This is a genomic window from Nocardia bhagyanarayanae (assembly GCF_006716565.1).
GTDB lineage: Bacteria > Actinomycetota > Actinomycetes > Mycobacteriales > Mycobacteriaceae > Nocardia > Nocardia bhagyanarayanae.
The window spans coordinates 772,778-792,542 of the sequence record NZ_VFPG01000002.1; the positions used below are offsets into that span (position 1 = coordinate 772,778).

The 19,765-nt window shown below is 69.6% G+C and carries 17 protein-coding genes; 16 read left to right on the top strand and 1 reads right to left on the bottom strand.

The window, feature by feature from the left end:
* Positions 1–38: 38 nt before the first annotated feature.
* The 14 genes from murD to FB390_RS30335 all read left to right on the top strand — a co-directional run bounded on the left by murD (position 39) and on the right by FB390_RS30335 (position 16,563).
* A complete protein-coding gene (gene murD, locus FB390_RS30270) occupies positions 39–1,481 on the top strand; it encodes a UDP-N-acetylmuramoyl-L-alanine--D-glutamate ligase (RefSeq protein ID WP_141812606.1) in 1,443 nt (480 codons plus the stop codon).
* Positions 1,478–2,932 carry a putative lipid II flippase FtsW gene (ftsW, locus tag FB390_RS30275; protein WP_141812607.1) on the top strand — a complete coding sequence of 485 codons (1,455 nt, stop codon included), beginning with the start codon at positions 1,478–1,480 and terminating at the stop codon, positions 2,930–2,932. Before murD ends, ftsW begins: the two co-directional genes overlap by 4 nt.
* On the top strand, positions 2,929–4,089 hold the full coding sequence (gene murG / locus FB390_RS30280; protein ID WP_141812608.1) for an undecaprenyldiphospho-muramoylpentapeptide beta-N-acetylglucosaminyltransferase: 1,161 nt from the start codon (positions 2,929–2,931) through the stop codon (positions 4,087–4,089). Before ftsW ends, murG begins: the two co-directional genes overlap by 4 nt.
* Positions 4,086–5,573 carry a UDP-N-acetylmuramate--L-alanine ligase gene (murC, locus tag FB390_RS30285; protein WP_141812609.1) on the top strand — a complete coding sequence of 496 codons (1,488 nt, stop codon included), beginning with the start codon at positions 4,086–4,088 and terminating at the stop codon, positions 5,571–5,573. The genes murG and murC overlap by 4 nt, the downstream gene beginning before the upstream one ends.
* Before the next feature lie 99 nt (positions 5,574–5,672).
* Positions 5,673–6,320: a cell division protein FtsQ/DivIB gene (locus FB390_RS30290; protein ID WP_281292448.1), complete on the top strand. Its 648-nt coding sequence runs from the start codon at positions 5,673–5,675 to the stop codon at positions 6,318–6,320.
* 365 nt (positions 6,321–6,685) lie between these two features.
* Positions 6,686–7,933, top strand: a complete 1,248-nt coding sequence (gene ftsZ / locus FB390_RS30295) for a cell division protein FtsZ (protein ID WP_141812611.1) — start codon at positions 6,686–6,688, stop codon at positions 7,931–7,933.
* A 202-nt stretch (positions 7,934–8,135) separates the two neighbouring features.
* Positions 8,136–8,864, top strand: a complete 729-nt coding sequence (pgeF, locus tag FB390_RS30300) for a peptidoglycan editing factor PgeF (RefSeq protein WP_141812612.1) — start codon at positions 8,136–8,138, stop codon at positions 8,862–8,864.
* On the top strand, positions 8,861–9,619 hold the full coding sequence (locus FB390_RS30305; protein ID WP_141812613.1) for a YggS family pyridoxal phosphate-dependent enzyme: 759 nt from the start codon (positions 8,861–8,863) through the stop codon (positions 9,617–9,619). The genes pgeF and FB390_RS30305 overlap by 4 nt, the downstream gene beginning before the upstream one ends.
* 189 nt (positions 9,620–9,808) lie before the next feature.
* Positions 9,809–10,606 (top strand): cell division protein SepF, encoded by a 798-nt coding sequence (locus FB390_RS30310; RefSeq protein ID WP_141812614.1) that lies wholly within the window; start codon positions 9,809–9,811, stop codon positions 10,604–10,606.
* Between the two features lie 89 nt (positions 10,607–10,695).
* Complete coding sequence (locus FB390_RS30315) at positions 10,696–10,998, top strand: YggT family protein (RefSeq protein ID WP_067785731.1); 303 nt, start codon at positions 10,696–10,698, stop codon at positions 10,996–10,998.
* A 66-nt stretch (positions 10,999–11,064) separates the two neighbouring features.
* Entirely contained in the window at positions 11,065–11,916 is an 852-nt protein-coding gene (wag31, locus tag FB390_RS30320; RefSeq protein ID WP_141812615.1) for a DivIVA-like cell division protein Wag31, read from the top strand.
* Between the two features lie 162 nt (positions 11,917–12,078).
* Positions 12,079–12,279: a hypothetical protein gene (locus FB390_RS30325; RefSeq protein WP_141812616.1), complete on the top strand. Its 201-nt coding sequence runs from the start codon at positions 12,079–12,081 to the stop codon at positions 12,277–12,279.
* Between the two features lie 286 nt (positions 12,280–12,565).
* A complete protein-coding gene (gene ileS / locus FB390_RS30330) occupies positions 12,566–15,694 on the top strand; it encodes an isoleucine--tRNA ligase (protein WP_141812617.1) in 3,129 nt (1,042 codons plus the stop codon).
* Between the two features lie 356 nt (positions 15,695–16,050).
* The gene (locus FB390_RS30335; protein WP_425465930.1) at positions 16,051–16,563 is read left to right on the top strand and encodes an NlpC/P60 family protein; all 513 of its coding nucleotides are present in this window, start codon (positions 16,051–16,053) and stop codon (positions 16,561–16,563) included.
* 20 nt (positions 16,564–16,583) lie between these two features.
* Here FB390_RS30335 and FB390_RS30340 read toward each other — a convergent pair whose 3' ends face one another.
* A complete protein-coding gene (locus FB390_RS30340) occupies positions 16,584–17,471 on the bottom strand; it encodes a UTP--glucose-1-phosphate uridylyltransferase (protein ID WP_141812619.1) in 888 nt (295 codons plus the stop codon).
* A gap of 237 nt (positions 17,472–17,708) precedes the next feature.
* On the opposite strand from FB390_RS30340, the gene FB390_RS30345 reads away from it, so the two are divergent.
* Together FB390_RS30345 and FB390_RS30350 are read left to right on the top strand one after the other, a co-directional pair.
* Positions 17,709–19,070 (top strand): DNA polymerase IV, encoded by a 1,362-nt coding sequence (locus FB390_RS30345; RefSeq protein WP_141813188.1) that lies wholly within the window; start codon positions 17,709–17,711, stop codon positions 19,068–19,070.
* Positions 19,071–19,165: 95 nt separating this feature from the next.
* The gene (locus FB390_RS30350) at positions 19,166–19,666 is read left to right on the top strand and encodes a WKL family lipoprotein (RefSeq protein ID WP_141812620.1); all 501 of its coding nucleotides are present in this window, start codon (positions 19,166–19,168) and stop codon (positions 19,664–19,666) included.
* Positions 19,667–19,765: the final 99 nt, after the last annotated feature.

The window sequence follows — 19,765 nt, forward strand, 5'->3', positions numbered from 1 at the left end:
TCGAACATTCTCCGCGGGCCCTGCGATCTCCGGGGCCCATGCTCGAATTCCTCCGTGGCCGTGACGTGCTCGTCGCCGGCTGGGGCGTCTCCGGTCGCTCGCTGGTGGAACCGCTGCGCGATATCGGCGCGCATCCGGTGGTCACCGACGCGGGCGCGAAGGCGCTCGCCGAGGCGGCCGAACTCGGCCTCGAAGTGGCCACCTGCGTCGAACTCGAGTCGGCCGATCTGAGCCGCTTCGCGCTGGTGATCACCAGCCCGGGCTGGCGGCCGGACTCGCCGGTGCTGGTCTCCGCGGTCACCGAGGGCATCCCGGTGTGGGGCGACGTCGAATTCGCCTGGTGGGTCGATCAAGCCAGGATCTACGGCCCGGTCCGCAAGTGGTTGGTGGTGACCGGCACCAACGGCAAGACCACCACCACCCAGATGACCCACGCCATCCTGCGCGCGGCGGGCATCGCCAGCGTCGCCTGCGGCAATATCGGCACCCCGATCCTGGACGCGCTGCGCCGCAATCCCGGCCCGCAGGTGCTCGCCGTGGAACTGTCCTCGTTCCAGCTGCATTGGGCGCCGTCGGTGCGGCCGGAGGCGGGCGTCGTGCTGAATGTGGCCGAGGATCACCTGGATTGGCACGGCGGACTGGACGCCTACGCGGCCGCCAAGGCGCGGGCGCTGGTCGGGCGGGTCGGCGTTGTCGGCCTCGACGATCCGGTGGCGGCCTCGCTGGCCCGTCGCTCCAAGGCCCGCCGCACGGTCGGCTTCCGCATCGGCGTGCCCGCCGACGGTGAACTCGGCGTGGTGGACGGCAAACTGCTCGACCGCGCGTTCACCAAGGCCGCGATTCTGGCGGAGGTCGGCGACATCAGCCCGCAGGGCCCCGCGGGCGTCGCCGACGCGCTGGCCGCAGCCGCGCTGACCAGGGCCATCGACGTGGCGCCGCAGTTCGTCAAGGAAGGACTGCAGGAGCACAAGGTCGGCCCGCACCGGGCGGCCTTCGTGCGCGAGCTGGCGGGCGTCGATTTCATCGATGACTCGAAGGCTACGAATCCGCACGCCGCGCGGTCTTCGATCCTCGCGCACCCGCACGTCATCTGGATCGCGGGCGGCCAGCTCAAGGGCGCCGGGGTGGAAGACCTGATCGAGGAGGTCGCCGACCGGCTCGTCGCCGCGGTGCTCATCGGGTCCGACGCGCCGGTGCTCGCCGCCGCGTTGGCGCGACACGCGCCCGAGGTCCCGGTCGTCGAGGTGCGCGCGGGGGACGATGCTGTGATGGCTGACGACCCGTCGAGATCCGACAAGGCGGACGCCGTCATGGCGCAAGCCGTGCGCGCCGCCGCCGGATTCGCTCGCTCGGGAGACACCGTGCTGCTCGCTCCCGCGGCCGCCTCTCTCGATATGTTCGCCGATTACACCCACCGCGGACGCAGTTTCGCCACCGCGGTGCACGCGCTGGAAGACGGTGACATCGGGCGGCGGCTATGACGGAGACGACGCGAGCGCCCGCGGCCAGGTTCGTCGCTTGGCTGGCGCGCCCGCTCGCGTCGTTCCATCTCATCGTCACCATCGCCACCCTGCTCACCGTGCTCGGACTGGTGATGGTGCTGTCGGCCTCCAGCGTCGAGGCGTATGCCGAGCGCGGGTCGGCGTACTCGCTGTTCGTCCAGCAGGCCATGTTCGCGGCCGTCGGCTGCGTGCTGTTCTACGTCGCGCTGCGCATTCCGATGCGCAGGTTGCGGCAGTGGTCGTTCCCGCTGTTCGCGCTGTCGGTGCTCGCGCTGGTGCTGGTGCTGATTCCCGGCATCGGCAGCGAGGTGCAGGGCTCACGGCGCTGGATCGACCTCGGCCCGGTGTCGGTGCAGCCCTCCGAGATCGTCAAGGTGACGCTGGTGGTGTGGGGCGCGCACCTGCTCGCCTCGCGCCGGTCGGAGCAGGCGGCGCTGAAAGACATTCTGGTGCCGCTGGTTCCGGCGGGCATGCTGGTGTGTCTGCTCGTGGTGCTCGAGCCCAACCTGTCCACCACCATCGCGCTCGGCATCGTGCTCGCCGCGCTGTTGTGGTTCGGCGGGCTGCCGGTGCGGCTGTTCGTCACCATCGCGGTGTCCGGCGTCGTGGCCGCGGCGGTGCTCGCCCTCTCCGCGGGTTATCGCTCGGACCGCATGCGCGCCTTCTTCAATCCCGGCGAGGACCCGCAGGGCATCGGTTATCAGGCACGGCAGGCGCAGTACTCGCTGGCCGACGGCGGCATCTGGGGCCGCGGACTCGGGCAGAGCCGGGCCAAGTGGAGCTATCTGCCCAACTCGCACAACGACTTCATCTTCGCGATCATCGGCGAGGAACTCGGCTTCCTCGGTTGCGCGCTGGTGCTCGGGCTGTTCGCGCTGTTCGTCTACGCTGGCCTGCGCATCGCCAGCCGCTCGGTGGACCCGTTCCTGCGGCTGCTCACCGCGACCGCCACCACCTGGATCACCGCGCAGGCGCTGATCAACGTCGGTTACGTGGTCGGCTTGCTTCCGGTGACCGGTCTGCAACTGCCGCTGGTCTCGGCGGGCGGTTCCTCGCTGGCCATCACGTTGTTCATGTTCGGCATCATCGCCAACGCCGCCCGGCACGAGCCGGAGGCGGTGTCGGCGCTGCAGGCCGGGCAGGACGGGCGATTCAGCCGTCTGCTTCGACTACCCAAGCCCGAGGTGTACTCGCCGGCCAAGGCGGAGGCGGCCAGGGCGCGCAACGCCGCCAAGGCCGCGGCGCAGCGAGCCCGCACCGAGCGATCCAGGTCGCGCCAAGCGCCGCCGCCGCGGCGGGGACAATCAGGAGGCGGGCAGCCGCGACGCCGCTCGCCCGAGAGCCGGGGCACCAGTTCACTGCGTGCCACCAGGGCTTGGGAGCCGAACTATCCGATGCCACACGCTAGAGAACGGGGAAGATCCAGGTGAATGCGGGACCCGGGAGTACCGCCGACGCAACACAGCGGTCCGCGAAGGGATCCGGGCTTTCGGTGATCGTGGCGGGCGGTGGCACGGCCGGACATGTCGAACCGGCCCTCGCCGTGGCGGATGCGCTGCGGCGCCTGGACGATTCCATCCGGGTGACCGCACTGGGCACCGAGCGCGGTCTGGAGACCCGGCTGGTGCCCGAGCGCGGCTATCCGCTCGAGCTGATCCCGCCGGTGCCGTTGCCGCGCAAGCCGACCGCGGATCTGCTGCGGCTGCCCGGCCGGGTGCGCGCCGCGGTGGCCGAGACCAGAGCCGTCATCGATGCGGTGCAGGCCGACGTCATCGTCGGTTTCGGTGGTTACGTCGCGCTGCCCGCCTATCTGGCCGCGGGCCGGGGAATGCTGTGGCGCAGGCGCGCGGTGCCGGTCGTCGTGCACGAGGCCAACGCGAAGGCGGGCATCGCGAACAAGGTCGGCGCCCGGCGCGCCGCGCGGGTCCTGGCCGCGGTGCCGGATTCCGGTCTGCCACGCGCCGAGGTCGTCGGCATCCCGGTCCGTGAGGCCATCACCGCGCTGGATCGCCCGGCGCTGCGCGCCGAGGCCCGCGCGCACTTCGGCCTGCCCGCCGAGGGGCCGGTGCTGCTGGTGTTCGGCGGATCGCAGGGGGCGCGCAGCCTGAACGAGGCGGTGTCGGGCGCCGCGCCGCAGCTGGCGGCGGCGGGCGTCTCGGTGCTGCACGCGCACGGTCCGAAGAACACGCTCGAGGTCGCCGAGGGCGACGGCGCCGCGCGCTACGTGGCGGTGCCCTATCTGTCCAGGATGGATCTGGCCTACGCCGCCGCCGACGCGGTGGTGTGCCGGTCCGGCGCGATGACGGTCGCCGAGGTGTCCGCCGTCGGCTTGCCCGCGTTCTACGTGCCGCTGCCGCACGGCAACGGCGAACAGGAATTCAATGCCCGTCCCGTGGTCGCGCAGGGCGGTGGCAGAATTGTCCCCGATGCCGAACTGTCCCCGAAGTACGTGATCGACGAGGTGATACCGCTGCTCATGGACCCCGCACGGTTGACCGAGATGGGCCGCGCCGCGGCAGGCGCGGGGCACCGCGACGCCGCCGACGAAGTGGCGCGGATCGTGGTGGAATTGGGGCGGGGCCGATGACCGACGAGCGTTCGGCACTGCCGCCCGAGCTGGAGCGGGTGCACATGGTGGGCATCGGCGGCGCGGGGATGTCCGGCATCGCCCGTATCCTGCTCTCCCGCGGCGGCGCGGTGTCGGGTTCGGACGCCAAGGAGAGCCGCGGCGTGCTCGCGCTGCGTGCGCGCGGCGCGCAGGTCAACATCGGACACGACGCGGGCGCGCTCGATCTGCTGCCCGGCGGCCCGACCGCGGTGGTGACCACCTACGCGGCCATCCCGAAGACGAATCCCGAACTGGTGGAAGCGAACCGGCGCGACATCCCGGTCCTGCTTCGCCCCGCGGTGCTGGCCTCGCTGATGCGCGGGCACCGCACCCTGCTGGTCTCGGGCACCCACGGCAAGACGTCGACGACCTCGATGCTGATCGTCTCGCTGCAGCACTGCGGCTTGGACCCGTCCTTCGCGGTCGGCGGCGAGCTCAACGAGGCGGGCACCAACGCCCACCACGGCACCGGCGAGGTCTTCGTGGCCGAGGCCGACGAGAGCGACGGCTCGCTGCTGCAGTACGACCCCGACGTCGCGGTGGTCACCAACATCGAATCCGATCACCTGGACTTCTTCGGAACCGACGCCGCGTACGTGCAGGTCTTCGACGATTTCGCGGACCGGCTCGCCCCGGGCGGCCTGCTGGTGGTGTGCCTGGACGATCCCGGCTCGCGGGCGCTGGCCGAGCGGGTCGGAACCCGCCTGGCGGACAAGGGCGTTCGAGTACTCGGTTACGGCTCCGGCGAACTCGCCGACGCCCCGGTCCCCGTCGGCGTCCGGCTGCACAGCTGGGAGCCGCGCGACGTGGGCGGGCTCGCCCAATTCCAGCTGGCCGACGAACCCGCGCCGCGCACGCTGCGACTCTCGGTGCCGGGGCGGCACATGGCGCTCAACGCGCTGGCCGCGCTGCTTGCGGCGCGGGCGGCGGGCGCCGACGTGGACGAGATCATCCAGGGCCTGGAGGGTTTCGGCGGCGTGCACCGGCGGTTCCAGTTCGTCGGCAGGGAGAACGGCGTGCGGGTCTTCGACGACTACGCGCACCATCCCACCGAGGTGCGCGCGGTGCTCGGCGCCGCGGCCGAACTCGTGCAACAGGAGGCGCGCGACGGCGCGCGGTCGCGCCAGGGCCGGGTGATCGTGGTCTTCCAGCCGCACCTCTACAGCCGCACCGCGACCTTCGCCGAGGATTTCGGCGTCGCGCTGAGTCTGGCCGACGAGGTCGTCGTGCTGGACGTCTACGGCGCGCGGGAGAAGCCGCTGCCCGGCGTGAACGGCGCGCTGGTCGCGCAGGCAGTCACCAAACCGGTGCATTACCAACCGGATATGTCCCGGGTCGGTCGCCAGGTGGCCGGGCTCGCGCTGCCCGGCGATGTCGTGATCACCATGGGCGCAGGCGACGTCACGATGCTCGGCAGCCAGATTCTCGACGGGCTACGGGCGCGTCCCCAGTACGGGCGGTGAGCCGCGATGCGGCCGGGGGGTGAGCGGCGCGCGGCCGCGAGCTGGCTCGATCGGTTCGACCTGCTGCGCCGCCCCGGTGGTCCGGCGCGACTGCGCCGGATGCGGCTGTGGGGATTGCTGGGCGTGTGCGTGCTTACTGTCGTCCTGTCGATCTCGTGGTTCACGCCGGTGCTCTCGGTGCGCACCGTCGATATCGAAGGACTCGTCGCGGTGCCGGAAGCGCAAGTGCGCGAGCGGCTCGAAATTCCTTCGGGCCGCTCGATGCTGCGCATCGATACCGACGCCATGGCGCGGCGGGTGGCGAGTATTCCGAAAGTCGGCTCGGCGCGGGTGCAGCGGGTGTATCCGTCGACCGTCAAGGTGACCATTGTCGAGCGCACGCCGGTGTTGTTCTTCGAGAGTCCGGAAGGCGCGCATCTCCTGGATGCCGAAAGCGTCGAATTCGCCATCGAAGCCGCGCCGATCGGCGTGCCCAAGTTGATCACCGAACAACCCGGCGGCGCCGATCCGGTGACCCGCGCGGCGGTCGCGGTGCTCGCGGTCTTGCCGCCCGCCCTGAATATCCAGGTGGGCGAGGTTGTCGCACGGTCGATTTCGGATATCTCCTTGAATCTGCACGACGGGCGCACGGTACTCTGGGGCGGTGCGAACGATGCCGAACGCAAGGCGGCCGTGGTGTTGCCGCTGTTGACGCGGGAGGGAATGGTGTTCGACGTGTCGAGCCCGAATCTGGTCACGGTAAAGTGATCGACACCCATTGTGCCCAGGGAATTTTCGGGGGCGCTCTGCCGCGAGGCGCAGGGCCGTCGCCGGGATGGGGCTCGGGGGGCAACCGTCCAACCATACGGTGTGTGGAGTGGCGAACGAGAGGGATCACACAAGATTCTGTCACTCGTGTCGGCGCGCCTGCGCCCGTATCGCGGCGGCTGCGAATAGCGTTCCGCACCAGTCGGATACTTGACATAACGCTAACCCTGTGGTTGAGGTTTAGGGTTTGCCCGGGCCGCGGATCGTGGAGTGAACGGTCCCGGGCGAACAACCGAGGGTGGCCCATAGCGAAATGTCCTGAATCCGAAAATGACAGGCTTTAGATCGAAGGAAGGCGAGAGCCCATGACGCCCCCGCACAACTACCTTGCGGTGATCAAGGTCGTCGGTATCGGCGGCGGCGGCGTGAATGCCGTCAACCGGATGATCGAACAGGGACTCAAGGGAGTCGAGTTCATCGCGGTCAACACCGACGCGCAGGCGCTGCTGATGAGCGATGCCGACGTCAAGCTCGACGTCGGCCGTGAACTCACCCGCGGTCTCGGCGCGGGCGCCGACCCGGAGGTCGGCCGCAAGGCCGCGGAGGACCACAAGGACGAGATCGAAGAGGTGCTCAAGGGCGCCGACATGGTCTTCGTCACCGCGGGCGAGGGCGGCGGCACCGGCACCGGTGGCGCGCCGGTCGTCGCGAGCATCGCGCGCAAGCTCGGCGCGCTCACCATCGGCGTGGTCACCCGGCCGTTCTCGTTCGAGGGCAAGCGCCGCGGCAACCAGGCCGAGGTGGGCATCAACCTGCTGCGCGAGTCCTGCGACACCCTCATCGTCATCCCGAACGACCGGCTCCTGCAGCTCGGCGACGCCGCGGTCAGCCTGATGGACGCGTTCCGCTCCGCCGACGAAGTGCTGCTCAACGGTGTTCAGGGCATCACCGACCTGATCACCACCCCGGGTCTGATCAACGTCGACTTCGCCGACGTCAAGAGCGTCATGTCCGGCGCGGGCAGCGCGCTCATGGGCATCGGCTCGGCGCGCGGCGAGGGCCGGTCGGTGAAGGCGGCCGAGGCGGCGATCAATTCGCCGCTGCTCGAGGCATCGATGGACGGCGCGCACGGCGTGCTGCTCTCCATCGCGGGCGGGTCGGACCTCGGTCTGTTCGAGATCAACGAGGCGGCCTCGCTGGTGCAGGAGGCCGCGCACATCGAGGCCAACATCATCTTCGGTACCGTCATCGACGATTCGCTCGGCGACGAAGTGCGCGTCACCGTGATCGCGGCCGGCTTCGACGGCGGCGGCCCGGCCCGGCGGACCTTCGACCCCGCGACCGTCCGGGGCTCGATCGGTTCGGGACGAGCGGGCGAGATCGGTCAGAGCAGCAGGCCGAGCGAGATCGCCGCGTCCACGCGCAGCACCGACACCACTTCCGCGGGCGCCTCGAGCAGCGTGACCCGCGGCGCCGTGCCGAGCTACCGGGACACCGAGCGCGTCCGGCCCGCCGAGCCGACGGTCTCGCACAACAACCGCTCCCACATCCAGCCCCCCGACGGCGGCGACGACGATGACGACGTCGACGTGCCGTCCTTCATGCGCCGCTGACCCGATCGTCCCGGCCTACCGGGACGACGGCCGCGAGACGCGAGAGTGTCGCGCGGGGTGAGGTTCGCCGCACGGCGTGCCCTGGCGCGACGCGCCGCACACGCGAATCCCCCGACCGAACACGAGGATTCGCCGAGCGCGTGGTTCGACGCCCGCCGTGCGAGCCGCCGCGGCGCCGTCCGGAGCCACTAGGCTCGTAGGCATGACTGCTGCCCACACACTCACCGTCCGACGGGTCACGACGACCAGGGCGGGCGGCTTCTCCGCCCCGCCCTACGACTCGTTCAACCTCGGCGACCACGTGGGCGACGATCCGGCGGCCGTCCGCCGCAACCGCGAGCGCCTCGCCGCGGGCATCGGCCTGACACCCGACCGGCTGGTCTGGATGGAGCAGATCCACGGGCGCGCTGTGGAAATCGTCGACGGTCCGCGCCCCGAGCCGGTGCCCGCGACCGACGCTCTCGTCACCACCGTGCCGAACCTCGCGCTGGTCACGCTCAGTGCCGACTGCGTCCCGATCCTGCTCTCCGACGACGAGGCGGGCGTCATCGCCGCCGTGCACGCGGGCCGCATCGGCGCACGCATCGGCATCGTGCCGCGCGTGCTGGACGCGATGGTGTCGGTGGGCGCCAGGCTCGACCGGGTCGGCGCGTTCCTCGGCCCGGCCGCCTCGGGCAGGCAGTACGAGGTGCCCGCCGCCATGCGCGACGACGTGGAGAAGCACCTGCCGGGCAGTGCGACGACCACCGTGCGCGGCACGCCGGGGCTCGACCTGCGCGCCGGAATCCGCAGGCAGCTCACCGAGGCCGGAGTCGCCGCGGTCGCCGAAGATCCGCGCTGCACCATCGAGGACAAGACGCTGTTCAGCCACCGTCGCGGTGCGCCGACCGGACGCATCGCGGGCGTGATCTGGATCGAGGGGCCGAGATGACCTGGCGCGCCGATTCGGAAACCGTTGTGGCGCAAGCCGACGCGCGCACCGCGGAGCTGGCGGACCGGCTGGACGGTCTGCTCGAGCGGATCGACGCCGCCTGCCGGGCGGCGGGACGCGAGCCGGGCTCGGTGCGGCTGCTGCCGGTGACGAAGTTCTTCCCGGCCGCCGACGTGGCCATTCTGTACGGTCTCGGTCGCCGGGAATTCGGCGAATCGCGCGAACAGGAAGCCACCGCGAAGGTCGCCGAACTGGGCGACCGCCCGGATATCCGCTGGCACATGATCGGCCGACTGCAGCGCAACAAGGCGAAAGTGGTCGCGCGCTGGGCACACACCGTGCACTCGGTGGACAGCGAACGGTTGGCAACGGCTCTTGACAGGGGCGCGCTCGCCGCGCTGGAGGCGGGCGAGCGCACCGAGCCGCTGCGAGTGTTGCTCCAGGTGAGCCTGGACGAGGACCCGAAGCGCGGCGGCGTCATCGAAGATGATCTTGGTCGCCTCGCGGACCACGTCGCGGCGGCGGAAGGACTGCAGCTCGGGGGCCTGATGGCGATTCCGCCGCTCGACGCCGACCCTCATAGCGCCTTCGCGCGGCTTGCGACTTTGCACACGCGGCTACTCGCCCGTCACCCCGCCGCGATCGAACTTTCCGCAGGTATGTCGGGTGATCTGGAATCGGCGATCGAACACGGCTCGACGGTTGTGCGTGTCGGTACCGCTCTGATGGGCACTCGACCGATAACCTCGGGCTAGCAAAGAAACCTCATCAGTCACATTCGACACATAAGATTGAGGCAGACGAGGGCTGAGCAAGACTTCAACACCCGGCCGCCACCGGGGCCGAAGGAAGGTCGACCAGAATGAGCGAGCGCAGCGAGCATGGACTCGACGCAGCCACCATCGTGGTCATCACCGAGTCGAGCGACGGGGAGGGGTAAATCTATGAGCACGCTGCACAAGTTCAAGGCGTACTTCGGGATGGTCCCGCTCGAGGATTACGAAGACGATTACGTCGACGATCGCGCCCCGCGCGCGAACGAGCGCGGTGGCGCGCGCCCGCGCAGTTACTCCGACCGCGGCGGCTACGGCGCCGACCGGTACCCCGAAGATCGTTACGGCGCAGACCGTTTCGGCCAGGACCGGTTCGACGAGGACGTCGACTACCCGGAGCCCGCCTACAAGTCGCCCTACCAGGCCGGCTACCCGGCGGCGCGCCGTGACGAGTACGCCGACGAGCCCTACGGCGACGATCGCTACGAGTCGCCGCGGCGTCCCACCCGTATCGATGCGGCCGCGTCGTCCGGCCGGTTCCGTGCGGGCGGCGGCGCAGGCATGTTGCGGGGAGCCACCAGGGGTGCGCTCGCCGTCGATCCCGAGGCCGAGGAGCGACGGCTGGAGGAGCGCGTGCGCCCCGAGCCCGCGCCCGCTCGCCGGCCGGGGATCTTCGAGGACGGAGGCCCCTTGTCCAAGATCACGACGCTGCGCCCGCGCGATTACAGCGAGGCCCGCATCATCGGCGAGCGTTTCCGCGAGGGAAACCCGGTGATCATGGACCTGGTCGACCTGAGCAACGCCGACGCCAAGCGGCTCGTCGACTTCGCGGCCGGACTGGCGTTCGCCCTGCGTGGCTCGTTCGACAAGGTCGCGACCAAAGTGTTCCTGCTCTCACCGGCCGATGTCGACGTATCGGCCGAGGAGCGGCGCAGGATCGCCGAAACCGGCTTCTACAACCAGAAATAGCGGGCTGATCCGGGGGGTTCGTCGGTCTTGTCGCGCGCGGGGCGGTGTGGTCATTTTGCGCAACGCCGATTTTCGGGCAGAGTGAAGTCGTGGCCTTGTTCGCGGTGCTGTACTTCGTACTGTTCATCTTCTGGCTGTTGCTGATCAGCCGGGTGATCGTCGAGTTCGTTCGTAGCTTCGCCCGTGACTGGCGACCGACCGGTGTCGTTGTCGTCATCCTGGAGGTGATCTTCACGATCACGGACCCTCCGGTGAAACTACTGAGACGGCTGATACCACCGGTGTCCCTGGGGGGAATTCGCCTGGATCTGTCGATTATGGTCCTGCTATTCATCGTCTTCATCCTGATGTCGATCGTGAGCAGGCTCGGCCAACCGGTAGCTCCGGTGTGACAGAATGGGCCAAGATACCTTGCTAGATCTGCTCGATCTCCAAAAGACGCGTGAAGGGATCCTTCCATGCCGCTGACCCCAGCCGATGTGCACAACGTCGCGTTCAGCAAACCGCCGATCGGGAAGCGCGGCTACAACGAGGATGAAGTCGATGCCTTCTTGGATCTCGTGGAGCAGGAGCTCTCGCGTCTGATCGAGGAGAACGCCGACCTGCGCCAGCGGGTCGCCGAACTCGATGCGGAACTGGCCGACGCCAAGAAGAATCGGCAGGCGGCCCCCGCCACCGTCAAGGCCCCGGTACAGCAGGCCCCGCCGCCTGAACCGATCAAACCCCCGGTGCCCGCACCGCCGCCGGCCCCGATGCCCGCGGCCGCGCCTGCGCCGAAGGATGCCCCCGGCGCCGACGCGAATCTGCAGGCAGCCAAGGTGCTCAGCCTCGCCCAGGAGATGGCGGACCGGCTGACCAGCGACGCGAAGACCGAGGCGGAGAACCTGCTCTCCAACGCGCGGGCGAACTCCGAGCGACTGGTCGGCGATGCCAGGACCCGTTCCGAGGCGATGATCGCGGACGCCCGCCAGAAGTCTGACGCGATGCTGTCGGACGCGCAGACCCGCTCGGACAACCAGCTGCGCCAGGCCAAGGAGAAGGCCGACGCGCTGCAGGCCGACGCCGAGCGCAAGCACACCGAGATCATGGCTACCATCACCCAGCAGCGCAGCGTGCTGGAGAGCCGGATCGAGCAGCTCAAGACCTTCGAGCGCGAGTACCGCGTGCGGCTGAAGTCGTACCTGGAGTCGCAGCTCGAGGAGCTGGAGAACCGTGGCTCGGCGGTTCCGGTGGACGGCGGCGAGGCCTTCGCCGACACGAACACCGCGAGCAACCTCGCGCCCGCGTCGTTCGCCAAGGGCGGCAAGTAATCTCGCCCTCGGCGGTCCTGCGCCGTCGCGAAAGCAGTTGTTCGAGTCGTCTCTAGAGGTAAAGTCGAATCGCCTGGCATGCCCGGCGGACCCAGCCGGACGACGCGTGTCACAGCCCGTGCATGGCCGTAGCGAAGGCGGAGGTACGCCGAGGGGGTCATCATGCTCGTTCTGACACTCGCCCTGGCCGCGATCGGCTTTGCCCTGCTCGTCACGGCGCTGACCACCGGGTCGGTGCTGTGGGCTTGGGGCTGCATCGTCGTCTGCGTCGTCGGCGCGGTGCTGCTGCTGGCGAGCGCGCTTTCCATGCGCAGGCCGGAGAGCGACGCGCCACCGCCGCCGGGGCGGCACGCCAAACGCTGAGGCCGGGCGCGGGAATATCGTTTGCCCGGGCTGGTTAGAATCGAGACAGAACGGCGTCGATCCGGCCATCACCGGGGAGCCTTCGGAAGAACGGCGCCGAGGCGCTCAGTAGAACCGAACGGGTGAGCCCGTCACAGCTCGCAACGAGTGGTCCGGCGGCCCCGGTGGGGCAGGCCAGGACAAACGGGGTGGTACCGCGGTTTCGGCGCACCGAGCGCCGGGGTCGTCCCCGTGCCAACCACTGATACGCGCCTGCGGCGCGGTGGCACGAGGAGACGCATCCGCGATGGCGGACGACAGCAAGAGCGCATACCCCCGCGTGGATCTGGGCGCAGGCTCCGGGGCGAGCTTCCCCGAGCTGGAAGAACGCGTGCTCGACGCATGGGCGGCCGACGACACCTTCCGCGCCGGCATCGAGAACCGTTCGGGTGCAGCGGAGTTCGTCTTCTACGACGGCCCGCCCTTTGCCAACGGTCTGCCGCATTATGGTCATTTGCTCACCGGCTATGTGAAGGATTTGATCCCACGTTTCCAGACGATGCGCGGCAAGCGCGTCGATCGGCGTTTCGGATGGGACTGTCACGGCCTTCCCGCGGAAATCGAAGCGGAAAAGCAGCTCGGTATCACGGACAAATCACAGATCGATGCCATGGGGTTGGCGGAATTCAATGCCGCGTGCAAATCCTCGGTGCTGCGCTACACCGGGGAATGGCGCGACTACGTCACCCGCCAGGCCCGCTGGGTCGACTTCGACAACGACTACAAGACCCTCGATCTCGACTTCATGGAGTCGGTCATGTGGGCCTTCAAGTCGCTCTACGACAAGGGCCTGATCTACCAGGGCTTCCGGGTGCTGCCCTACAGCTGGTACGAGCAGACGCCGCTGTCGAACCAGGAGACCCGCCTGGACGACGCCTACAAGATGCGTCAGGACCCGGCCGTCACCGTCGACATGGCGCTGCGCGTGCCCGATGACCATCCGCTGCGCGAGCTCGACGGCGCCAACGCGCTCATCTGGACCACCACGCCGTGGACCCTGCCGTCCAACCTGGCCGTGGCCGTGCACCCGAACGTGCGCTACGTGCATCTGCGCGCCGCCGACGGCAAGCGCTACCTGCTGGCCGCCGAGCGCGTCTCGCACTACACGCGGGAGTTCGGCGAGGAGCCGCAGGTGCTCGGCGAGTTCGACGGCGCGGCGCTGGTCGGTCTGTCCTACGCCCCGCCCTTCGACTTCTTCGTCGGCCACCCGAACGCGCACCGTGCGCTCGCCGCCGACTACGTGACCACCGATTCCGGCACCGGCATCGTGCACCTGGCTCCCGCCTTCGGTGAGGAGGACATGGAGGTCGCCTCGGCCAACGGCATCGAGATCGTGCAGCCGCTGGATCCGGGCGGCAAGTTCACCTCGATGGTGCCGCCGTACGAGGGCCTGATGGTCTTCGACGCCAACCCGGTGATCATCAAGGACCTCAAGGCCGCCGGAAAGCTGTTGCGCCACGAGACGATCGAGCACTCCTACCCGCACAGCTGGCGCTCCGGGCAGCCGCTGATCTACATGGCGGTGCCGTCCTGGTTCGTCGCGGTCACCAAGTTCCGCGACCGGATGGTCGAGCTGAACAAGCAGATCACCTGGGTGCCCGAGCACATCCGCGACGGCCAGTTCGGCAAGTGGCTGGAGGGCGCGCGCGACTGGAACATCAGCCGCAACCGCTACTGGGGCAGCCCGATCCCGGTGTGGGTCTCCGACGATCCGGCCTACCCTCGCGTCGACGTGTACGGCTCGCTGGACGAGCTCGAGCGCGACTTCGGCGTGCGCCCGACCGACCTGCACCGTCCCATGATCGACGAGCTGACTCGGCCGAACCCCGACGACCCGACCGGCAAGTCGACCATGCGCCGGGTGCCCGAGGTGCTGGACTGCTGGTTCGAGTCCGGCTCGATGCCCTACGCGCAGGTGCACTACCCGTTCGAGAACAAGGACTGGTTCGACGGGCACTTCCCTGGCGACTTCATCGTCGAGTACAACGGGCAGACCCGCGGCTGGTTCTACACCCTGCACGTCCTCTCGACCGCGCTGTTCGACAGCCCCGCCTTCAAAACCGTTGCTGCGCACGGCATCGTGCTCGGTGACGACGGGCTGAAGATGAGCAAGTCGAAGGGCAACTACCCGGACGTGAACGAGGTGTTCCACCGGGACGGCTCCGACGCGATGCGCTGGTTCCTGATGAGCTCGCCGATCCTGCGCGGCGGCAATCTCATCGTCACCGAGCGCGGCATCCGCGAGGGTGTCGGCCACGCGCTGCGTCCGCTGTGGAACGCGTGGACCTTCCTGCAGCTGTACGCCTCGAAGCCCGGCGTGTGGCGCACCGATTCGCCGCACGTGCTGGACCGCTACATCCTGGCGAAGCTGGCGCAAACCCGCGATGTGATGACCGACGCGCTGGAGGTCTACGACATCGCGGGCGCGTGCGAGGAGCTGCGCTCGTTCGCCGACGCGCTCACGAATTGGTATGTGCGCCGGTCGCGTTCGCGTTTCTGGTCGGAGGATCGCGACGCGGTCGACACCCTGCACACCGTGCTCGAGGTGGTGACCAGGCTGGCCGCGCCGCTGCTGCCGCTGATCGCCGAGGTGATCTGGCGCGGGCTCACCGGCGATCGCTCGGTGCACCTGGCCGACTGGCCGAAGGAGGGCGAGCTGCCGGAGGATCCCGAGCTGGTCGCCGCCATGGACGAGGTGCGCACGGTCTGCTCGACGGTGCTGAGCCTGCGCAAGGCCAAGAACCTGCGGGTGCGCCTGCCGCTGGCCGAGGTGACCATCGCGGCGGGCGACGCCGAGCGGTTGCGCCCGTATGCCGACATCATCGCCGACGAGGTCAACGTCAAGAAGGTCGATCTGACCACCGACGTCGCCGTGCACGGTCGCTTCGAGCTGGCGGTGAACGCCCGTGCCGCGGGTCCGCGCCTTGGCAAGGACGTGCAGACGGTGATCAAGGCGGTCAAGGCGGGGGAGTGGTCCGAGGACGCGGCCGGCGTCGTCAGCGCCGCCGGAATCACCCTGCTCCCCGAGGAATACAGCCAGCGGCTGGTCGCCGCCGAGCCCGAATCCACCGCGGCGCTGCCCGGTAACGCGGGTCTGGTGGTGCTGAACTCGGTGGTCACCGAGGAGCTCGAGGCCGAGGGCTGGGCCCGCGACCTGATCCGCGACCTCCAGGAGACGCGCAAGTCGCTCGGCTTGGACGTCTCCGACCGGATCACCGTGGTCCTCGAGGTCCCGGCCGAGCGCCTGGCATGGGCGCAGACCCACCGGGATCTGATCGCGGGTGAAATCCTCGCCACCGCACTCGATTTCGGCCCGGCGGGTGTCGGCGCCGCCGAACTGGTCGGCGGTGTCAAGGCCGCGGTGACCAAGGCCTGAGCCGGTCGTCGGGGTGGGCGTCGTCGTCCACCCCGACGACCCGACTCGACCCGATGGCGGTCGAGGACGCGCAGCGGTAGTGATCTAGATCACACGCTGATGATTTGCTGGAAACCTCTCCTGTTTCCGGAAAGCCCGGCAGAATCGGGCCTGTTGCTGTTGGTACGCAGATCGATCACTGGTGCCGCAGTGATTCTCGTGAGGCATGTTCTACCTGATGTGCGCTGTTCGGCGAGTTATGCGGCCGGATGGGCGCGGAGGTCTGCGGCTCCCCTCCGATGACGAGGGCGGCGCCGCGCGTCAGCGAGGCCGTCAGTCGCGGCCTGTTCGCCGGACCGACAGGAGAGGTGCGTTTCGTGATCGGAAAACCGTTGCGCCGACTATTCGTCGGCCTTGTCGTCACCACGATCGTCACCCTGTTGCTCGCCGGACCCGCCTGGGCCGACACCGGCAGCGCCTCGGGCAGCGGCCCCGGTTCGGCGTCCGGAAGCTCGAGCGGTTCGGCGGCGTTGCCGCTGCCGAGTCCACGCGGCCTCGCCGCACTGGCCATCGCCACGACTCAGACCGGCAAGCCCTACGTGTGGGGCGGCACCGGCCCGCACGGCTGGGACTGCTCGGGGCTCGTCCAGTGGTCGTTCCGGCAGGTCGGCGTCGATATGCCGAGGACGACCTGGCAGCAGGCGACCGCGGGCGTCCCGGTGCCGGTCCGCGCGATGGCGCCGGGCGACGTCGTCGTGCTGAACGACGACGGCTCGCACGTCGGCATCTACGCCGGTTTCGGGCAGATCTTCAACGCCTACGGTCGCGGCGTCCCGGTCGGCCTCGCACCGCTCCGGCAGTTCACGATCTACGCCGTCCGCCGGTTCTGACGGCGCGTAAACCGTTGTGTTCAGGCGAGGTGGTCGGTGGCCAGCCCGCGAAGCAGCGGGCCGTACTCCGGATGCGCCAGCGCCGAGGCGAACTGGGCGACCAGGTAGTCGCCCGGATTGCCGGTGTCGTACCAGCGGCCGCGAATCACCTGACCGAACACCGGATTGTCCGAGGCGTGCACGTTGATGGCGTCGGTGAGGTAGACCTCGCCGGTGCGGTGCTCGTACCAGGCCGCGGTCTGCCTGCGCAGCTCGTCGACGATCCCGGGGGTCACCACGTAGCCACCGATGGCGGCGTAGGCCGACGGCGCGTCCTCGGGCTTGGGCTTCTCCATGAGGCCGGTGATACGCAGCAGGCCGTTGCCCTGATCGTCGGCGACGACCGGGACGCCGTAGCGCTTGGACTCGGCCGGGTTCATCGGCATCAGCGCCAGCACCGGCGCCGCGGTGGCCTCGTAGGCGTCGATGAGCTGCTGTGCGCGCGGCACCTCGGCCACGAACACGTCGTCGGGCCAGAGCACGAGCATCGGCTCGTCACCGGCGTTGCGGGCGGCGTTGAGCACCGGGGTGCCGTTGCCGTAGGGGCCGTGCTGGTCCAGGTAGGTGATGTGGCCGAGGCGGGACAGTTCCCCGACCTCCTCCACGGCGTCGGCGTAGGCGGTCTTGCCGTCCGCGCGCAACTGCGCCACGAGGGCGGGATTGGGGCGGAAGTGGTCCTGGATCAACGACTTTCCGCCGCTGACCACGATGGTGATGTCGGTGATGCCGGAGGCGACCAGCTCGCGGACGGTGTGCTCGATGACCGGCTTGTCGCCGACCGGCAGCATCTCTTTCGGGATGGCCTTGGTCAGCGGGAGCAACCGGGAGCCGATACCGGCCGCCGGGATGACTGCCTTACGGATCTTCATGCGTCCGATCATCACATACGAACCGGCGGGCAAGGCGCGATCCCCGTCGTTCGTTGCCGTGTCGAAAAACCTGGCGCGCGATGTATCGGCCCAGGTCAACGCCGCTGGATCGCGGTGCGGGCGGCGGCAGGGGCGCTCCGCAGATCCCCAGCTATCGATCAGGCAACGCCCAGCCGCCGCGGCGGCGAACCTGTCGGTGCGTTGGCGTAGATTCCGGTCGTGCGGACGGATCGGGCGATGGAGAAGGCGGCGGTCGGCCGCACCTCCAGGCGCTGGGTGCTGCACATAGATATGGACGCGTTCTTCGCCTCGGTCGAGCAGCTGACCCGCCCGACCCTGCGCGGCCGTCCGGTCCTCGTCGGCGGCACCGGAGGGCGCGGCGTCGTCGCGGGGGCCAGCTACGAGGCGCGGGTCTTCGGCGCGCGCTCGGCGATGCCGATGCACCAGGCCAAGCGCCTGGTCGGGGTCACCGCCGTGGTGGTGCCGCCGCGCGGCGCGGTGTACGGGGTGGTCAGCGGCCGGGTGTTCGAGGCGCTGCGCAGCCGCATCCCGGTGCTGGAGACGCTCTCGTTCGACGAGGCGTTCGGCGAACCGGAGGAACTGGCCGGCGCCGACGCGGATCGGGTCTACGAATTCTGCGCGGAGCTGCGCGCGCTGGTGCGCGAGCGCACCGGCCTGGTCGCCTCGGTCGGCGCGGGCAGCGGCAAGCAGCTCGCCAAGATCGCCTCCGGCCTGGCCAAACCCGACGGCATCCGGGTGGTCGCGCCCGACGAGCAGCAGGCACTGCTCGCCGGGCTTCCGGTGCGCAAGCTGTGGGGGATCGGCCCGGTCGCCGAGGGCAGGTTGCGTTCGCTCGGCATCGAGACGGTCGGCGCCTTCGCCGCGCTGCCCGAATCGGAGGCCGTGTCGTTGCTCGGCGGCAGCGTCGGGGCCGCGCTGCACCGGCTGGCCCGGGGCATCGACGACCGGCCGGTCGCCGAGCGCGCCGAGGCCAAGCAGATCAGCGCCGAGAACACCTACGAGACCGACATCGTCACCCTGGCCCAGCTGCGGCCCGCGATCGAGACCATGGCCGCGGCCGCGCACGCCAGGCTCGGCAAGGACGGCCGGGCCGCGCGCACGGTGGTGCTGAAACTGAAGAAGTCGGATATGAGCGTGGTGACGCGCTCGTTCACGCTGCCTTACGCCACCACCGACCTGGTCACGCTGACCACCGCCGCCCAGCGGTCGGCGATCGATCCCGCCGAGCTCGGCCCGATCCGCTTGGTCGGCGTCGGCTTCGGTGGGCTGTCCACGGTGCGGCAGGAGTCGCTCTTCCCGGAACTGGACCAGAGCCCGGCCGACGACACGCTCGATCCCGAATGGGAATCGAGCGAGCCCGCGGCGCCCGCCGCCGAGCCGAGCCCGTCCGCGAGCCTCTGGTACCCGGGAATGGATGTGGCGCACCCGGATTACGGACACGGGTGGGTGCAGGGAGCGGGGCACGGCGTGGTCACCGTGCGCTTCGAGACCAGTTCGACAGGGCCGGGCCCGGCGCGTACCTTCAGCGCCGACGACATCAGTCTGTCCCGGGCGGATCCGCTCGGCAGTCTCGACTGACCGGTAGCCTGATGCCTCGGGCAGTGCCGCCGGTTCTTGGTGGACGCTGCCGCGGTTACGACACGGACCCCTCCTCGAACGCAAAGGACGAGCAGTTGAAGCTTCGTACGACTGGACGCATCGCGATCGCTGGCCTCGCCATCGTTGCCACCCTGGGCCTGACCGCCTGTGGTGGCGACGACTCGAGTGACACCGCCAAGACGACCAAGACGACGACCAGCGCCAAGGCAACCACCGCTCAGGCGAACCTGCCCGCGGTGCCGACCGTGGCGGAGCTGAACGCGCAGCTGCAGAAGGCGCTCGACCCGGCGGTGCCCAACTCGGAGAAGCTGGAGATGGTGCAGGGCGCCGAGGCCGATCCCGAGCTGCCCGGCCGGCTGGCCGAGGCTTACGCGCAGACCGGGGCGAGCGTCGTGGTGACCGAGGTGACCGCCTTCGGCGACACCATCAACGCCAAGGCCAAGATCGTGCTGAACAACCAGGAGAACATCGCCGACGTGCCGTTCGTCGCCGAGGACGGCAAGTGGAAGGTCCAGAAGGCGTGGGCCTGCCAGATGCTGACCGCGCTCGGCCAGCAGTCGACCGCCTGCGCCTGATTCACGGTGTCGCGGCCCGGGCCTGAATCCGGGCCGCGACCAACCCGCTTCCCGGCGGCCGAGTCGGTCCGCCGAAGTGACGCGTTGGCGAGAATCCGC